15 protein-coding genes are annotated in these 16,871 nt (G+C 58.5%); 5 read left to right on the top strand and 10 right to left on the bottom strand.

Translation table 11 applies throughout. The features are described from left to right. The first annotated feature begins 154 nt into the window (after positions 1 to 154). The gene (locus QCL65_RS07495) at positions 155 to 1,429 is read left to right on the top strand and encodes a glucarate dehydratase family protein (RefSeq protein WP_407315628.1); all 1,275 of its coding nucleotides are present in this window, start codon (positions 155 to 157) and stop codon (positions 1,427 to 1,429) included. A 107-nt stretch (positions 1,430 to 1,536) separates the two neighbouring features. On the opposite strand, the gene QCL65_RS07490 is transcribed toward QCL65_RS07495, so the two are convergent. The 4 genes from QCL65_RS07490 to QCL65_RS07475 all read right to left on the bottom strand — a co-directional run bounded on the left by QCL65_RS07490 (position 1,537) and on the right by QCL65_RS07475 (position 5,332). Next, positions 1,537 to 1,668: a PA1414 family protein gene (locus tag QCL65_RS07490; RefSeq protein WP_407315627.1), complete on the bottom strand. Its 132-nt coding sequence runs from the start codon at positions 1,666 to 1,668 to the stop codon at positions 1,537 to 1,539. Positions 1,669 to 1,829: 161 nt separating this feature from the next. After that, the gene (locus QCL65_RS07485) at positions 1,830 to 3,281 is read right to left on the bottom strand and encodes an NCS1 family nucleobase:cation symporter-1 (RefSeq protein WP_407315626.1); all 1,452 of its coding nucleotides are present in this window, start codon (positions 3,279 to 3,281) and stop codon (positions 1,830 to 1,832) included. A gap of 204 nt (positions 3,282 to 3,485) precedes the next feature. Further along, positions 3,486 to 3,878 carry a transcriptional regulator gene (locus QCL65_RS07480; RefSeq protein WP_407315625.1) on the bottom strand — a complete coding sequence of 131 codons (393 nt, stop codon included), beginning with the start codon at positions 3,876 to 3,878 and terminating at the stop codon, positions 3,486 to 3,488. Positions 3,879 to 3,997: 119 nt separating this feature from the next. Beyond that, complete coding sequence (locus QCL65_RS07475; RefSeq protein WP_407315623.1) at positions 3,998 to 5,332, bottom strand: DEAD/DEAH box helicase; 1,335 nt, start codon at positions 5,330 to 5,332, stop codon at positions 3,998 to 4,000. A 192-nt stretch (positions 5,333 to 5,524) separates the two neighbouring features. On the opposite strand from QCL65_RS07475, the gene QCL65_RS07470 reads away from it, so the two are divergent. Beyond that, entirely contained in the window at positions 5,525 to 6,787 is a 1,263-nt protein-coding gene (locus QCL65_RS07470; protein ID WP_407315622.1) for a mechanosensitive ion channel family protein, read from the top strand. Between the two features lie 147 nt (positions 6,788 to 6,934). Here the strand turns inward: QCL65_RS07470 and QCL65_RS07465 are convergent, their stop codons facing one another. The 6 genes from QCL65_RS07465 to QCL65_RS07440 form a co-directional block, all read right to left on the bottom strand. After that, the gene (locus tag QCL65_RS07465) at positions 6,935 to 8,206 is read right to left on the bottom strand and encodes a hypothetical protein (protein ID WP_407315621.1); all 1,272 of its coding nucleotides are present in this window, start codon (positions 8,204 to 8,206) and stop codon (positions 6,935 to 6,937) included. 431 nt (positions 8,207 to 8,637) lie between these two features. After that, positions 8,638 to 9,105, bottom strand: coding sequence for an NUDIX hydrolase (locus QCL65_RS07460; protein WP_407315620.1), 468 nt, complete (start codon positions 9,103 to 9,105; stop codon positions 8,638 to 8,640). Between the two features lie 39 nt (positions 9,106 to 9,144). Further along, positions 9,145 to 9,795 (bottom strand): DUF7002 family protein, encoded by a 651-nt coding sequence (locus tag QCL65_RS07455; RefSeq protein ID WP_407315618.1) that lies wholly within the window; start codon positions 9,793 to 9,795, stop codon positions 9,145 to 9,147. Between the two features lie 3 nt (positions 9,796 to 9,798). Continuing rightward, positions 9,799 to 11,478 (bottom strand): adenylosuccinate synthetase, encoded by a 1,680-nt coding sequence (locus QCL65_RS07450; protein ID WP_407315617.1) that lies wholly within the window; start codon positions 11,476 to 11,478, stop codon positions 9,799 to 9,801. Positions 11,479 to 11,481: 3 nt separating this feature from the next. Beyond that, complete coding sequence (locus QCL65_RS07445) at positions 11,482 to 11,991, bottom strand: hypothetical protein (protein ID WP_407315616.1); 510 nt, start codon at positions 11,989 to 11,991, stop codon at positions 11,482 to 11,484. Positions 11,992 to 12,334: 343 nt separating this feature from the next. After that, entirely contained in the window at positions 12,335 to 13,186 is an 852-nt protein-coding gene (locus tag QCL65_RS07440) for a carboxylate/amino acid/amine transporter (RefSeq protein ID WP_407315615.1), read from the bottom strand. 199 nt (positions 13,187 to 13,385) lie between these two features. Here QCL65_RS07440 and QCL65_RS07435 point away from each other — a divergent pair, with 199 nt between their 5' ends. The 3 genes from QCL65_RS07435 (at position 13,386) to QCL65_RS07425 (ending at position 16,863) form a co-directional block, all read left to right on the top strand. Next, positions 13,386 to 14,309: a LysR family transcriptional regulator gene (locus QCL65_RS07435; RefSeq protein ID WP_407315614.1), complete on the top strand. Its 924-nt coding sequence runs from the start codon at positions 13,386 to 13,388 to the stop codon at positions 14,307 to 14,309. 107 nt (positions 14,310 to 14,416) lie between these two features. Beyond that, complete coding sequence (locus QCL65_RS07430) at positions 14,417 to 14,980, top strand: peptidylprolyl isomerase (RefSeq protein WP_407315613.1); 564 nt, start codon at positions 14,417 to 14,419, stop codon at positions 14,978 to 14,980. Between the two features lie 50 nt (positions 14,981 to 15,030). Continuing rightward, positions 15,031 to 16,863 carry an ABC transporter ATP-binding protein gene (locus QCL65_RS07425; RefSeq protein WP_407315612.1) on the top strand — a complete coding sequence of 611 codons (1,833 nt, stop codon included), beginning with the start codon at positions 15,031 to 15,033 and terminating at the stop codon, positions 16,861 to 16,863. The last annotated feature ends 8 nt before the right edge of the window (positions 16,864 to 16,871 follow it).

The raw sequence follows: 16,871 nt of genomic DNA, 5'->3' as shown, positions 1-16,871 counted from the left end.
TACAGCAATCCGCAGGCGCTCAACACTAAATAGTTGTACGATAACTGATGAAGAATGTTACAAATATCTCCCCCCGATAAAAATAAACAGTGGGAGCAAGATCCAGTGACTCATCCCTGCGCACTGACCATCTGCTCGCCACGGGAGAAATCTCTTGAAAATCACCCGCGTCACCGTCACCCCCATTGCCTTCCGCGACCCGCCATTACTCAATGCCAGCGGGATTCACGAACCCTATGCGCTGCGTTCGATCATTGAAGTCGAAAGCGATAACGGCTACATCGGCCTCGGTGAAAGCTACGGGGATGCCCCGGCCTTGGCGATTCAAATGGCCGTCAAGGACGGCCTGATCGGGCTCGATCCGTTCAACCTCAACGGCCTGCGCCAAGTGGTAATCGACAGCGTGGCCAAACACAGACCGGCCAGCATTGCCGGCGCCGAACTGGCCCCGGGGTCCCATGCGAGTAAAGCGGTGAGCAACGCCTATTCGGCGTTCGAGGTGGCCTTGCTCGACCTCCAGGCCCACTCCCTGAACCGCCCGCTGGCCGACCTGCTCGGTGGGGCGGTGCGCGACCGGGTGCCGTTCAGTGCTTACCTGTTTTTCAAGTACGCTGAACACATCGACAGCCCCTACCCCGCCGACGCCTGGGGTGAAGCCCTGGACGAAGCGCAAATCGTCGCCCAAGCGCGCACGATGATCGAGCAATACGGCTTCAAGAGCATCAAGCTCAAAGCCGGCACGCTCGAGCCTGAGCATGAGGTGGCGTGCATCCTGGCGCTGAAGAAAGCCTTCCCCGACCACCCGCTGCGCATTGACCCTAATGGCAACTGGTCCCTGGACACGTCCATACGCATGGCCGAACGACTCGGCGACAGCTTGCAATATTACGAAGACCCTTGCCCGGGCCTGGACGGTATGGCTGAGCTGCACAAGCGCACCGGCCTACCCCTGGCGACCAACATGGTGGTCACCGATTTCGACGAGTTCCGCCGCAGTGTCGAGCGAAATAGCGTGCAGATCGTACTCGCCGACCACCATTACTGGGGCGGCCTACGCGACACCCAAGTGCTTGCGCGTATGTGTCAAACCTGGGGCCTGGGTGTGTCCATGCACTCCAACTCACACCTGGGCATCAGCCTAATGGCCATGGCACATGTCGCCGCCACGGTGCCTAACTTGGACTACGCCTGCGACACCCACTACCCATGGCAAGAAGCTGACGAGGAAGTAATCAAGGGCGGCAAGCTGCCGATCGTCGACGGCTGCGTCACCCTCAACACTTCACCGGGCCTGGGCCTGGAGCTGGATCGGGATCAGTTGGGCAAGCTGCATGAGCAATTTTTGCGCTGTGGGATTCGCCAACGCGACGATGTAAAGCAGATGGCCAAATACAAGCCAGGATGGACCACGGTCAAACCGCGCTTTTGAGCTAAAAAAATCGGGGGCTGGCATTGAAGTGCCAGGCCCCCGATCTTTTCAAGTGGGTGCGAGCCGCCCACACCGCCCGCCCGGGCAGTTTTTTCAAACGCGAGGCATCAGCGCCGCGGCTGGGGCCGGCGGCGGCGGTTCTCGTCCTCTGCGGGAATAGGGATAGGTTGCAGGGGCGGCGGGATCAAGCCCAGTGCAACGCCAAGGTCGTGGAGCCAGTTGAACGAATTGCCTTTCATAGTGCCCCCTTCAGGGAAAAAACCTGAGCGACAAGTTAGCTATTACGTCGCTACACCCTGATCATAGCCCTAACGGAAACACTCGCCTAGAGACCCCTGCCCTGGGTAAGCCCCTTTGCAGGGGCAAACTCAGCCAGTAACGCTACCGCCGGTCTGGCGGGTCAATTCGCAACAGCGGATGAGAGCGATTCAGCACTGCCAACGCGCTGGTGCCTGGCCAGCAGGAAATACAGGGCGCCACCCAGGAAGCAACCGGTGAACCAGGCGAAGTTAGCCATGAACTGCAACGCTGGGACAAAGGCTATAGCGACCCCGACCAAGGTGGTCGGCAACAAGGCCTTGACCGCAAGTGCATTCACGCCATTGCTGTAGAAGTACCGGCCCGTGGGGCTGTCGTCAAAAAGTGCATCGACGTCAATCTGCTGCTGCTTGATCAGGTAGTAGTCCACCAAGAGAATGCCAAACAGCGGCCCGATGAAAGCGGCGAGCACATCCAGGGTGTAGTGGATCACTTCAGGATTATTGAACAGATTCCACGGCGTGATGAAAATCGAGGCCACAGCGGCGATCATTCCGCCCACTCGCCAGCTGATTTTGCTGGGCGCGATGTTGGCAAAATCGAACGCTGGCGATACAAAGTTTGCAACAATATTAATGCCGATGGTGGCGGTCACAAAGGCGAACGCGCCCAGTAATACCGCGATATCGTTGTCTATGCGCGCCACGGTGGCGATGGGGTCGTGGAGCATCTCACCAAATACCGGCAAGGTGCCCGAAACGATGACCACTGTGACCAATGAGAACGCGAGAAAGTTGACCGGTAAGCCCCAGAAGTTACCGCGGCGGACCTCCTTCATGCTGCGGCAATAGCGGCTGAAGTCGCCAAAATTCAAGGTCGGCCCGGAGAAATACGACACCACCAAGGCCGTGGCCATGATCACTTGGCCGAACGCCTGCCAGCCTGACAACGACTTTTCTGCCAGGGTAAAGCTGATGTTGGACCAACCGGCTTTCCAGACAATCCACCCCGCCAGGACAAACATCACCGCGTAGACCACCGGCCCGGCCCAGTCGATAAAGCGCCGAATCGACTCCATACCCGCCCAGAACACCGCTGCCTGCAGGCACCACAAGGTGAGAAAGCCCATCCAACCCAGGTAGGACAGCCCGGCGAAAGAGCTGTTGGCGTACACCTCCATACTTGGAAAGAAGCGCAGCACCACAATGATCAACGCACTGGACGCCAGGTAGGTTTGAATGCCGTACCAGGCCACCGCTATCAGCCCGCGAATCACCGCAGGAATGTTCGCGCCGAACACCCCGAACGCCAGGCGGCAAATCACCGGGTAAGGCACCGCCGCTTGCTGGCTAGGCTTGGCAACCAGGTTGGCCACCACCTGAACGATGCAGATGCCCGCCAGCAGTGCCACTAACACTTGCCAACTGGCTAAGCCCAAGGCAAACAGGCTGGCCGCGAATACATAGCCGCCGACGCTGTGCACGTCGCTCATCCAGAACGCGAAGATGTTGTACCAATTCCACTTCTGCTTCAGCGGGCCTAAATCTTCGTTGTATAAACGGGGGCTGTAGCCTTTGGGCAACTGCTCGGACATTGCTCTTCTCCTTGTAGACATTGCCCGTAACGCTGCAAAAGCGTGCCGGGCGGATTGTATACAATCTTGAAAAGCAGAATGCGTGCCAGCCGCCCTTCAGCGGCCTCAGCCCCTGTTATGCACCCAGATAGCGCACGAAAACAGAGCGATAAACTCCCACCTATGCCCGTCGTGGTGCAAAAAAAGCGACTTTGTATACAATTTCTAGGCGATTTGCGCCTTGGCCGACAGGCCGTCGAAGGTGGTCGGGTCTAGCGCGTCGGCCTGTTCATCGAGCACCTGGCGTGGGTGGTCATTGCCGGGAATGCTGCTATCGAGGACCGACAGCAGGCTTGAGCCGCGGGCCGTTAGCATGAAGTTGCGCCCATTGCCGCCCTCTTCCGCAGGCCTCGCCGCGATAAAACCCCGTTCCAGCAGCAACTGTTGATACTGGCGGGCTTCGGCTTGCAAGGCGTCGACGTCCGCCACCGGCTCGCCTTGCTGGGCCAGCGCAGCAGCGTGGTCCTGCGCGTAGGGTTCAGGGTCAAAGCTGTGGTCGGCTCCGTTTTGCACTTCGTGCAGCAGGCGTTCGATCAAATCCCAATTGTAAACGGTCATGGCAGGTCAACCTCGGGCATGCGAATAGGGCTAGCTGAGTTGTGACCGCCTACTCGGTACTGGCGTTCCAGAAACACGAACGCCCGCGCGAGGGCGGGCGTTCGTGCCATACAGCCTATTTATTCGCTGGCCGGTTCCGGCTTGCGGCGCTTGAGGGGGGCCATGCCATCGGCGCTGACCAAAGAGTCTGCTTTGGGTCGGTTCACCGTTTTGCGTTTGGTCGCGGTTTTCGACGGCGCTTTCTTATCACCCTTTTTGTCGGTCTTTTTCTTCTTCACGCCCACGGCCTTGCCGGACGCCTTGACCTTCTTCGGGCCACCGTAGGTGCCTTTGACTTCCTTGATCACCCGGCGCTCGAAGCTCTGCTTGAGGTAACGCTCGATGCTCGACATCAGGTTCCAGTCACCGTGGCAGATCAAGGAGATCGCCAGGCCTTCATTACCGGCCCGGCCGGTGCGGCCGATGCGGTGCACGTAATCGTCACCACTGCGCGGCATGTCGAAGTTGACCACCAGGTCCAGGCCGTCGACGTCCAGCCCACGAGCCGCTACGTCGGTGGCCACGAGGATTTTCACCCCGCCCTGCTTGAGGCGGTCAATGGCCAGCTTCCGGTCTTTCTGGTCCTTGTCGCCATGCAGCACGAAGGCTTTGTAGTCCTGCGCCACTAAGCGGCCGTAGATACGGTCGGCCATGGCCCGAGTGTTGGTGAAGATAATGGCTTTCTGGTACGTCTCATTGGCCAGCAGCCAATTGAGGATCTGCTCTTTGTGCACATTATGGTCGGCCGTGACGATCTGCTGGCGCGTGCCTACGGCCAATTCGCTGACCGTGTTGATCAACAAGTGCTCCGGGTCTCTCAGCACTTTGCCGATCATCTCGCGCAAGCCAGCACCGCCGGTGGTGGCGGAGAACAGCAGGGTCTGCTGGCGATTCGGGCATTCGTCGACCAGGCGCTGCACATCTTCGGCGAAACCCATGTCGAGCATGCGGTCAGCTTCGTCAAGCACGATCACTTCGACATGCTTGAGGTCAAGGTTACCGGCGTTGAGCTGTTCGAGCATGCGCCCTGGGGTGCCGATCAAAATGTCCGGCACCTTGCGCAGCATTGCGGCCTGCACCTTGAAGTCTTCACCGCCGGTGATCAGCCCGGACTTGATGAAGGTGAACTGGGAGAAACGCTCAACTTCCTTCAGGGTCTGTTGAGCCAACTCACGGGTCGGCAGCAAGATCAGCACGCGGATATCGACGCGCACCTTGGCCGGGCCGATCAGGCGGTTGAGGATCGGCAGGACGAACGCGGCAGTCTTGCCGCTGCCGGTCTGGGCGGTTACCCGCAGGTCACGCCCCTGCAAAGCCAGCGGAATGGCGGCCGCCTGCACCGGGGTCGGCTCGACGAATTTAAGCTCGGCCACGGCTTTGAGCAGGCGTTCATGCAGGGCGAATTGGGAGAACACGGGTGTTACCTCGGCGAAGTACATAAAATCAACTGCATAGAGTAACGGTTTGCGCCGAATTAGCCGAGCTTCTTTAGTCAGTACGCTGTGCAAGCAACCCTCGCCGTCACTGGCAGTTACCAATGAAAAGCCCCCCTCTACAGGCTCAGCCCTATAGAATCGCGCCATTTAGAACTGCCAGGCCTTATCTTCATGGACTTTCCAGCACTGCTTTCACGCGCCCAGGAATTCTGGGGCATGCTCGACCAATACCCGGTACTGCATGCCACGCTATCGCTCGCCCTGTTACTGGCGGTGGCGTTAATTCTCGGCCGGGTGGCCCGTTTCCTGATTCTGCACGCGGTTAAACTGCTCAGCCGGCAAACCGCGCTGTTCTGGCTCAACGACCTGCTGCACAACAAAGTTTTTCACCGCCTGGCGCAGATGACGCCCTCATTGGTGGTGCAATTCGGCTTGGTGCTGATGCCCGTGATGAACGACGCCACCAAGCACTTCATCGGCAACCTGGCCCTGGCCTTCACCATCCTGTTCCAGGTGCTGGCCCTGAGCGCGCTGCTCAACGCACTGCTCGACATTTACGCGCGCACCGAGCACGCGCGCACCCGCTCCATCAAGGGCTATGTGCAACTGGCGAAGATGATCCTGTTCATTTTCGCGGCCATCATCATCGTCGCCACGCTGATCGACCGCTCGCCCCTTCTGCTGCTGTCAGGGCTGGGAGCGATGTCGGCGGTGATCCTGTTAGTCTACAAGGACACACTGCTGTCCTTCGTGGCCAGCGTGCAATTGACCAGCAACGACATGCTGCGGGTCGGCGACTGGATCGAAATGCCCCAAGTGGGCGCCGATGGCGATGTGGTGGACATCACCCTGCACACGGTCAAGGTGCAGAACTTCGACAAAACCATCGTCTCCATCCCCACCTGGCGCTTGATGTCCGAGTCGTTCCGCAACTGGCGCGGCATGCAGCAATCTGGCGGTCGCCGCATCAAGCGCAGCCTGTTTATCGATGCCAGCGGCGTACGCTTTCTCGACGAAGCCGAACAACAACGCCTGAGCGAAGTCCGCCTGCTCACCGACTACGTCGGGCGCAAACGCGCCGAACTGAAAAGCTGGAACCTGGCCCAGGGCGAAGTCAGCGCCCTCTCCGCCAACCAACGGCGCATGACCAACCTGGGCACCTTCCGCGCCTACGCCTTGGCTTACCTCAAAAGCCACCCGGACATCCAACCCAACATGACCTGCATGGTGCGCCAGATGCAGGCCACCGCCGAAGGCATTCCGCTGGAAGTCTACTGCTTCACGCAAACCACCGTTTGGGCTGACTACGAGCGGATTCAGGGTGACGTGTTCGACTACCTGCTGGCGGTGTTGCCGGAGTTCGGTCTGGGGGTGTTTCAGCAGCCGAGCGGCGGGGATATGCGCGCGGGGTTGGCGCGGGTTGGGGGGGCTTAGAGGGCCATTTGGACGCTAAAGGGCTAGGGGTGTAGCCCCCTTCTACAATTAGCGGCATATCTGATATTCAAATGTGTCGCTGCCCCGGAGGGGGTCTATAAAGCAGTCCGCCCACAGATCCACACTCCCCCTGCCCAAAGACAGCGATCAGATCACTCGAGATTCACCGATCTCCAGCGCTTCGATAATTGCAGCTGGAGATGCCACGACGCAGGTATTCAAAGCCTCGGCCAGCGGCTGCAGCACACCGCACATGTAGCGATCGGCCCGGAAGTACGAAACGTAGGGGATGTACAAGGCATGAATCAGGTCAACAAAGTCACTGGCCTTCGGCTTCCGACCACCCTCCCCAAGCGACTTGTGAAGCGAGGTGTAGAAGGCGTTGATGCAGACAAAAAGGCCTGGACAGTAGCGCTCAATCAGCGACGCGTCATCGCACTTGGGGGCTTCAGGCAGCAGCCTTTCAAGCAGGTTGTTTACGATGTCGAGCCCCCCCTGCTTCTTCAGTTTCGTCCAGGGCTCGCCCTTTACACTTCGCATCGCCTCAGCACGTTCAGACTTTGACAGTCGAGCAAGCTGATCATTAAGGTCGTCAAGCGTCTGCTGGCAGCTTGCGAGGAGTTGCTGCGCCGGTTTCCTAACCCATTCAACTACTGCCCCCAGCTGGTGGTGGTTGTGGATGAACCACTGGGACATGAAGGTAGGGTCACGAAGGCTCTCCAAAAAGGCTTGGTCGGCTTGCGCGCGCGTTGCAGTCCCCAGCACATACCGCTTGAGAACTGCCGCATCGCGTTTGCGCATGGGCACCTTCTTCAACAGCTCCGTGAAATCCAGCGTCTCGCCAGTGTTCTTCTCAAAGTTGCTGTTAAAGCCACCCTGTTTGGACATGTTCTTCTGGAAGATCCGGCGCCCCTTGCGGTTCATCTGGTGCTTGTCCATCTCCTCCTGCATCATGCCAGAGATGTCCAACTCATCCAGCGGGCTCATCAGCGCCCCCATGTCCGGGAACCAGCCACCGTTGGCATCCAGCACCTCAACAGGAGCTGAATCGCGCTCCACCAGCCGCAACAACTCGGCCTTCATCAGGCGATCATAGGAAATCATTGTGGTGCGCCCACACAGCTCAACCATCAGAACAGTGCGCTCCACGCCTGCACTGGCGTATTGCGCCTCCAAGGGCGACATTTCTGCGATGTGCGCCCCTGAATACACAAACATAACGTCCTTGCGCTCCTTGAGCGCTCTTAAGGCGGCCAGCTGCTGGCTCTGGGCGGGCTCCAGACGAGGGCGGGTGAGGGTCGAATAGTCAGAGCTATCGAGGTAAATAACGGTTGGCTTGCTTGATTGCATTTCCCTGTCCTTGTCAGTGACGCGCGCAGATGAAAGCCGCCAGGTAGCAATCCCGGCACTGCCGATCATCAGAGAAAAAACTCCGCTCCGCTACCTATGGAATTCGACACCTCAGCGTCCGCCCGAAGTCAATTCAGATCCGCTGCACCAGACAGTCAGAGCTGGCGCATCAGCTCCCGCACCAACTGCTCGAACTCCTCTACTGATGAGACTTTGGCGTCCAGAGGCCTGATGCGTATGAGCTTGGTATTGACTGCGCGGAAAATGGCGTCTTTGGGCTAGTCATTGACTTGGGCCTGGGGATCATCATGCAAGCTGCTATCCAGCTCGATGAAGTACACCGACACCTTGGCCTTCTTCTGGTAGATGATTTACCAGTCGCTTCCCAGTCCTTCTGCGCCAACAACGTAAACCAATGCTCTCTGTCTTCCATGGCCGCGCTCCACGCTTGATGCCGAACGTCGGACTAGGATATGGCCGAGGCTGAAGCGCGTGCAACGTCAGGTAAGGTGGAGGTTTCGAGTAAGGGCCTGGGCGAACAAGCTAGAGAGCTCCGGTGGAAATACGGGCTCCCGGCAAGCTGCCAACTCCTCCTCTGACCACCACCTCACCTCACATATCACTTCGCGCTCCTTGTCACTCCAGCTCGCGTTCGAGAGCTGCACATCATGTGCACGCACCACGAAATAGTGTTCGACTGCAAGCACCAGCTCCCCATCGGGCATCACCCAAGGAAACTCCTTGTGTGCCAAGCACTGACCGACGGACTGAACCTCGATGCCCGTCTCCTCATACAGCTCGCGGATTGCTGCCGCCTCATAAGACTCTTTAGCCCAGAGTTTCCCGCCAGGCGTGGCCCAGTAACTTATGCCTGCCAAGGCACCCGTACGGTAAAGGATCTTGAATAACAGCATCCGGTTCGAGGGGCTTATCAGCAGGATGCGGGAAGCTAAACGTTGGCGCGGCATTGGCCCTCCGTGATGAATGGGTTATCAGAAGGACATCCGCTATTCAATGACGCCCAACACCTCAGTGCCTTTCATCCGGCGAACCTCCAGCACGTAATCTGCGATGTTAGGCACGGCGTAATCGACCACGAGCTCTACAACAGTCTTGGCAGGCCTGCCTGACGCCTTCACAGGGTAGTCTGCAATCCTGCGGAACACCTCGGTACCACGGCGGTGAGGAATGGGCCAAGTGTTGCCAGAATTCATGTGGCAAAGCCAAATGTTGTCAGCGTAAGCTTGAATCAGTTTCTCTGAGTTCAGCGTCAGCACATCGTGTTCGAGATTCCGATAGTCGCGGGCACCCAGCAGACGATGCAGCCTTTCCTCTTCCACCCAGAAAAAGACTTTCTCGTTGATGAGCTCATACCACTGCTGAGGGGTTGTCCCGTCCGTGAGCGCCTGAAGTAGACGCCCTTCGGGCATGGGTTTTTGATCCCGTAGCACGATGTTCGACGGGTGCCCTGCCCTCACATCCATTTTCTGATCGCGGTGCTCGCTCTCAAACCGCGTACGGTCATCGCCGTGGACTTTGAGATGGTCGAGCACGGCAGTGGTGCTCATCAACCCATGGGCACGAATGTTGTCCCAAGCACCACGCTCTGCCATGTGATACGCGCGCGGGTACAGCTCAATCAACTTTTCCAAGTTCATCCGTTATTTCCTGCCCGATCGTGCAGTCCAGTTACGCCGGTCGATCAGCGAGCGCAGATCGGTGGCACCTGTGTCGCGAGAAAATCGGGTGTTGATCAGCGAGACAGGGGCTTGGGAAACACGCTCCAGCTCCTCCACAAACTTGATGGTGTCTGGATCGAGTTGCTCAAATCTACGTGCCTTGCTGTTAGAAGATTTGAGGTAATCCGCGAACGTCAAAACGATATCGGTGGGCGCATTGAGCGCACAGGCCTTGCGGAATTGATTCCACTCAAACCAACCCACGCGCCTGTTTCGTCGGGTGGTGGAGGTTTTCTCAGCGGCGTTTAGCGCTGTGCCTTCGAGGCCTGCGAATTCAGCAATTTCGTCGAAGGTTGTTCCGTGTTTAAGCTGTCCTGAAGTGTGGCCCTGGTCTCCGTCAGGATCCCCAACACGGATCGGCATAGGACGGATAACCATCAGAATTTTTCGAATACGACTCGGTGAGATCCCCGCCTCTGCAAGGCATCCTGCAACATTGGTGTCCCTGGACGTCACGTGCGGGTAGTCGCCATGAAAAATACTCAGTCCGCTTCCCTGCGTGCCCTCCAGCAATATGGAGTGACCATTACGATAGGCCTCCTCCAGCCTATCTGTTGTACAGCCATGATAATTCCCCTGCGTGCCGACGTAGGGCCGTAGCTCCTCGACATCCCGCGCAAGCCTGATCGTCTTTTTGCCTCTGCTAAGGATACGTCGCGCCGCCGCAGCGCCGCTTCCACTGCCCGTGGAGGCGATGGTCGAGACCAGATGAACCTGCTCAGCTTCAAGGTCTCCGTCTTCGATAATAGTTGCCTGCGGATCAATGAATAGTCGATCCGGGCCGATATTGCACTCTTCAATTTCCTTTAAAAGTCCCGGCAATCTGATCGTCATGCCAGGGCCCAGAAGCAGTCTTGCACTCACATCCCGCGCCCCGGAAGGCAGGTGGTGATATGTGTAAGGGCCGCGAGGGCTTGCCACGGTGTGTCCGGCGTTGGGCCCGCCTACGCGAACCATGACGTCGTACTCACGAGCCAAGTAAGAAACGATGTTGCCCTTGCCCTCGCTCCCGTACTGCCCCCCGATTAACACATCCACACACCTGATTTCTGGTGGAGTGAAGAGATGCAACCGAGCGGCGACTCGCACGAGCGTGTCACTGGAGTCGCATCGTTCGGTGTAAATGCGGACGTCTGCATCCGCCTTGAGCAGTTCGATTTCTGCCAGATCTCTGAGCTGATTGACCTGGTCATAGGGCACAGGGTCAGTCTGACCCTTCACTTGATCTGCATACCGCTTCTGGAGCGTAGGGTCACTTGCATAAAGATGGACATGGATAAGGTTCGCCCCGAAGGTCCTTCGAAACTCCAGCACCTGCGCCAGTGTGTTCAGGTGATCGACTACCAACGGCGAGCCGCCCGCGTCCTTGGCGCACCTCGCATTGGTTTCGTGAAGCATCCAATGCTCATGGTCCGCTCCTTTCAGTTCACGTCGGCGATCAAGCATCGTTGGTTGATCCAGCCGAAGATGCCATTCCGCATCCTGGGAGGCCCGACGATCGCACACGACGGCAAAGCCATACTCCTTTACCAGCAAGTCGGCTAAACCACTCTTTCCGCTACAGGTCTTTCCGCTGATGACGACGATCTGCCGAGTTTGCATGAACTACTTCTCCCAGATTTCCATGATCTGATCTGCGATATCGGATGGGGTGAGCGCTTCGGTATCTAACATTCGGTCGGCTAGAGCTGCCAATGAGCGAGCACTCTGCTCGTTTGGATGCAAGACGTCCGCCTCGTACTGCGAGAGTTGATGGGGATTTCGGAAAGCGTATCTCCGCTTTAGTTCGGTTTCTGACGCGACCAGGTGCACGTGCCTGACTGCGCCTGCGAAACGAAGCCTGAATAGCTCCACCTGACGGGGTTTGCGGACGGCATCAAGTAGCAAATTCTCAACGTCAGGGCGAACTGTGATGGCGGGTATCGCCACGGAGTCTATAAGCCATGAAAAATCGGTCTCACCATCTAACACGTCGCCAAGGTCTTGCAGACTATGACGGTCAAGCGCCTGGTTTCGGGCAGCCAATTGCGCACGCAGGTAAGCACCACTGCTCACGGGTAAAAAGCCATAGCTTGCTTGCAGCATTTCAGAAACTGAGGTTTTGCCGCAGGCCATGGGGCCACTTAAAAGGAGTAGTCGCTTCACCGTGATAACTGTCCCTGTCCTGGCTATTCAATATCACGGTAAAGCGTAGCTTAGTTCGTCAATAACACAGCGCGATTGTGAGAGAGGCGCGCGTTCTCGGCTCCCATGGGACAGACCTGGGTTCCGCCTCGGAAAATGTAGCAAGCCTCCTCTGCTGCCAAGCTTTGATCACCTCGGCATAAGACGGCGCCTTCCAGACTCCATAGGCGGTCTCGCCCCCGAGCTCTTGATCCTCGGCATTGTGAACAATTTGTGTTCGCAGGGGCTGAGGAGCTCGGGGGCAAGCGGAGCGCCGCCCGGCCCCCCCCCTACGTTAGGTTGACCTGGCACGACGGCTGACCCACACCGCCAACAGAATGATCCCTGCGCCCAACGCCAGGCGCCCCAACGGCTCGGCCTGGTTCCAGATCACAAGGTTCACCAGCAGCCCCAACGGCACGTGCAGGTTGTTCATCACCGCCAAGGTCGCGCCGCTGACCAGGCAAGCGCCTTTGTTCCACCAGTACATTCCCAGCGCGGTCGAGACCAGGCCGAGGAAACCCAGCACCAACCATTGGCTGGGTGCGTCGGGCAGGTGTTGCGGGTTGCCAAAGGCCAGGAAAGCCGGGAGCACGACCAACAGGGCACCCACATGAAAATAGCCGAACCGGCGGTAATGCGGCAGGTCGCTTGGGTAGCGGGCGATCAGGTGACGGTACAGGACCTGGCCGGCGGCGTAGGTGAAGTTGGCCAACTGTAATAATAGAAAGCCGCCGAAAAACTCGGGGTCGATACGGTCATAGCGGATCACCGCCGCCCCCGCGACCGCGACCAGTGCCGCAAGTAACGCCCACGGGTTGAAGCGGCGGTTCAGGGCGTCTTCGATCAGGGTCACGTGCAGCGGCGTGAGGATGGTAAAGAGCAACACTTCCGGCACGCTGAGAACCCGGAAGCTCAGGTACAGGCACACGTAAGTGACCCCGAACTGCAAGGCGCCAATCAGCAACATCGAGCGGACGAAGCGCGGTTCCACCTGGCGCCAGCGGGTCAGCGGCACAAACACCAACCCAGCCAACAGTACCCGTACCAGCACGGCGAAGTAGCTATCGACATGCCCGGCTAGAAACTCGCCGATCAAGCTGAAAGAAAAAGCCTGGATAAGCGTAACGATTAACAGGTAGCCCATGGGTGCCTCATCTCTGCGGGGGCGTGGACATTAGCGCGGCGAGCCAGGCAAGGCAATTACCCGGAACTTGCCTGTGCCAGCTCGATCATAAACAGGATAAACCTCTGAAAACCCATCAAATAAGTTGTTTTATCGAACCGTTGCTCTACTCTTAACCCCCTCGCAACGGGTCCCTGAACCGGCCCTCCAGGAGCCACTGATGAAAGCGCCACGCGTCACCCTCGATCAATGGCGAACGCTGCAGGCGGTAGTCGACCACGGTGGATTTGCCCAAGCGGCAGAAGCCCTGCACCGTTCTCAGTCATCGGTCAGCTACACCGTGGCGCGCATGCAAGAGCAATTGGGTGTGCCGCTGTTGCGCATCGACGGTCGTAAAGCCGTGCTGACCGAAGCTGGCGGCGTGTTGTTGCGTCGTTCGAGGCAATTGGTCAAGCAGGCCAGCCAGCTGGAGGACCTCGCCCATCATATGGAACAGGGCTGGGAAGCGGAGGTACGCCTGGTGGTCGATGCGGCCTATCCCAACGCCCGCCTGGTCAGGGCGCTGACCGCTTTTATGCCGCAAAGCCGAGGCTGCCGGGTACGCTTGCGCGAAGAGGTGCTGTCCGGGGTGGAGGAAGTGCTGCAAGAAGGTGTCGCCGACCTGGCCATTAGTGCCTATGCCATCCCAGGCTACCTGGGCACCGAAATGAGCACGGTGGAGTTCGTCGCCGTGGCGCATCCGGACCACGCCCTGCACCGCCTGAACCGGCAGGTGAGTTTTCACGACCTCGAGAGCCAGATGCAGGTGGTGATCCGCGACTCCGGCCGCCAGCAACCCCGCGATGTCGGGTGGTTGGGCGCCGAGCAGCGCTGGACCGTCGGCAGCCTGGCCACCGCCACCACCTTTGTTGCCAGCGGCCTGGGCTTTGCCTGGCTGCCGTGGCACATCATCACCCGCGAATTGAATGAGGGGCTGCTCAAAGCGCTGCCTTTGGAACAAGGTGGCAGCCGCCACCCGGCGTTCTATCTTTATTCCAACAAAGACAAACCCTTGGGCCCAGCCACACAAATACTCGTCGAATTGCTGCGCAGCTTCGACAGCGCGCCACTCGCCGAACTGCCACCCATTGCACCCCCTGCCTGAGAGGCCCGTGCCATGACACAGACCACCAGGGGTCGAACCGCTGCATTCAAACCCACTATGGCTAAGCGTATTGCCTAGCCCTTCACTGCATAAGGATGCCTGACACCATGTTGAAACAACTTTTTATGGCTGCCGGATCGTTGTTGTTCGCTACCCAATTGCTGGCCGCCGATGCCAACAAACCGAAAGTGGAACTGAACACCAGCCAGGGCACTATCGTGGTGGAACTGGACGCCCTGAAAGCGCCGATCAGTACGAAGAATTTCCTCGCCTATGTCGACAAGGGTTTCTACAACGGCACTATCTTTCACCGTGTGATTCCAGGCTTTATGGTGCAGACCGGCGGCTTCACCCAAGACATGCAGCAGAAAACAGACACCCTGGCGCCGATCAAAAACGAGGCCAATAACGGCCTGCATAATGAAAAATACACCCTGGCCATGGCCCGCACGTCGAACCCGGACTCGGCCACCAGCCAATTTTTCATCAACTCCACCACCAATGCCTTCCTCGACCCAGGCCGTGACGCCGGCTACGCCGTATTCGGCAAAGTGGTCAAAGGCACCGAGGTGGTCGATAAGATCAGCCAGGTCCGCACAGCTAGATCAAAGGGCATGAGCGACGTACCTGTTGAACCCGTGACGATTCTATCGGCCAAACGCGTGGACTGATGTTTTCGGCCAGGACCGGTCGACGTGCACTTTTGAAGGAGCTCTAGCCCATGATCTATCGCCGTTTCGAACAATGGATCGATATCTTTCGCGAAGCGCCCACCGAGTCGCCGCCCAGTAAAGTCCTGGCCTTCTACATTTACTACCTACGCCAGGTCTGGCCGACCTTCGCCACTTTGCTGGTGGTCGGCCTGATCGGTGCGCTGATCGAGGTGGCGCTATTTCGCTACTTGAGCCGCATCATCGACATGGCTCAAGGCACGCCCAATGTTAATTTCTTTAGCGACAACGCTGCCGAGTTGACCTGGATGGTGGTGGTGGCGCTGGTCCTGCGGCCCATTTTCATTGGTTTGCACGACCTGCTCGTGCATCAGACCATCACCCCCGGCATGACCAGCCTGATCCGCTGGCAAAACCATAACTATGTGCTCAAGCAGAGCATGAATTTCTTCACCAGCGATTTCGCCGGGCGTATTGCCCAGCGCATCATGCAAACCGGTAACTCGCTGCGCGACTCGGCCGTGGCGGCGGTCGATGCCCTATGGCACGTACTGATTTACTCCATCAGCGCGCTGGTACTGTTCGCCGAGGCGGACTGGCGCCTGATGTTGCCCCTGATCACCTGGATCGTGCTGTACATCATTTCGCTGTGCTACTTCGTGCCACGGGTGAAGGCGCGTTCGGTGGTTTCTTCCGACGCCCGTTCCAAGCTGATGGGGCGCATCGTTGACGGCTACTCAAACATCGCCACGCTGAAACTGTTTGCCCACACCAGCATGGAAAAAGAGTACGCCCGCGAAGCCCTCACCGAACAGACTGAAAAAACCCAGCTAGCCAGCCGGGTCATCACCAGCATGGATTTCGCCATTACCGCAATCAACGGCCTGCTGATCGTCGCCACCACTGGCCTGGCCCTGTGGCTGTGGAGCCAGTCGCTGATTTCCGTGGGTGCCATTGCCCTGGCCACGGGCCTGGTGATTCGGATCGTCAACATGTCTGGCTGGATCATGTGGGTGGTCAACGGCATCTTCGAAAACATCGGCATGGTCCAGGACGGGCTACAAACCATCGCCCAGCCGGTGAGCGTGAACGATGTCAAAGGCGCGCCGAAGCTTAAAATCGACCGCGGTGCCGTGCGCTTCGAGAACGTCGACTTTTACTACCCCAAAGGCGCGAAGATCATCGAGGGGCTGACCCTGGATATTCGCCCTGGCGAAAAGATCGGCCTGATCGGCCCGTCCGGTGCGGGCAAATCGACCCTGGTCAACCTGCTCTTGCGCCTCTACGACCTGCCCAGTGGGCGCATCCTCATCGATGGCCAGGACATCGCCGGGGTCACCCAGGAAAGCCTGCGCGAACAAATCGGCCTGATCACCCAGGACACTTCGTTGCTGCACCGCTCCATATTAGAGAACCTGCGCTACGGCAAGCCCGGCGCCAACGAGGAACAGGTCTGGGAAGCGGTGCGTAAAGCGCGCGCCGAGGAGTTTATTCCGCTGCTTTCAGACGCTGAGGGCCGTATGGGCTTCGACGCCCACGTTGGTGAGCGTGGGGTGAAGCTGTCCGGGGGCCAGCGGCAACGGATCTCCATCGCGCGGGTGCTGCTGAAAAACGCGCCGATCCTGATCATGGACGAAGCCACCTCGGCACTGGACTCGGAAGTAGAAGCGGCGATTCAGGAAAGCCTGGAAACCCTGATGAAGGGTAAAACCGTAATCGCCATCGCTCACCGCCTATCAACCATCGCAAAAATGGACCGCCTGGTGGTGTTGCAGCAAGGGCGCATCGTCGAGATCGGTAGCCATACCGAACTCCTGGCCCAGCATGGCTTATATGCGCGCCTCTGGCACCACCAAACCGGCGGGTTTGTAGGCGCCGATTAACGCGGGCC

Source organism: Pseudomonas sp. nanlin1 (genome assembly GCF_045571515.1).
Lineage (GTDB): Bacteria > Pseudomonadota > Gammaproteobacteria > Pseudomonadales > Pseudomonadaceae > Aquipseudomonas.
The sequence above is the reverse complement of the archived record's forward strand: the minus strand, read 5'-3'. Positions and strand labels throughout refer to the sequence as shown.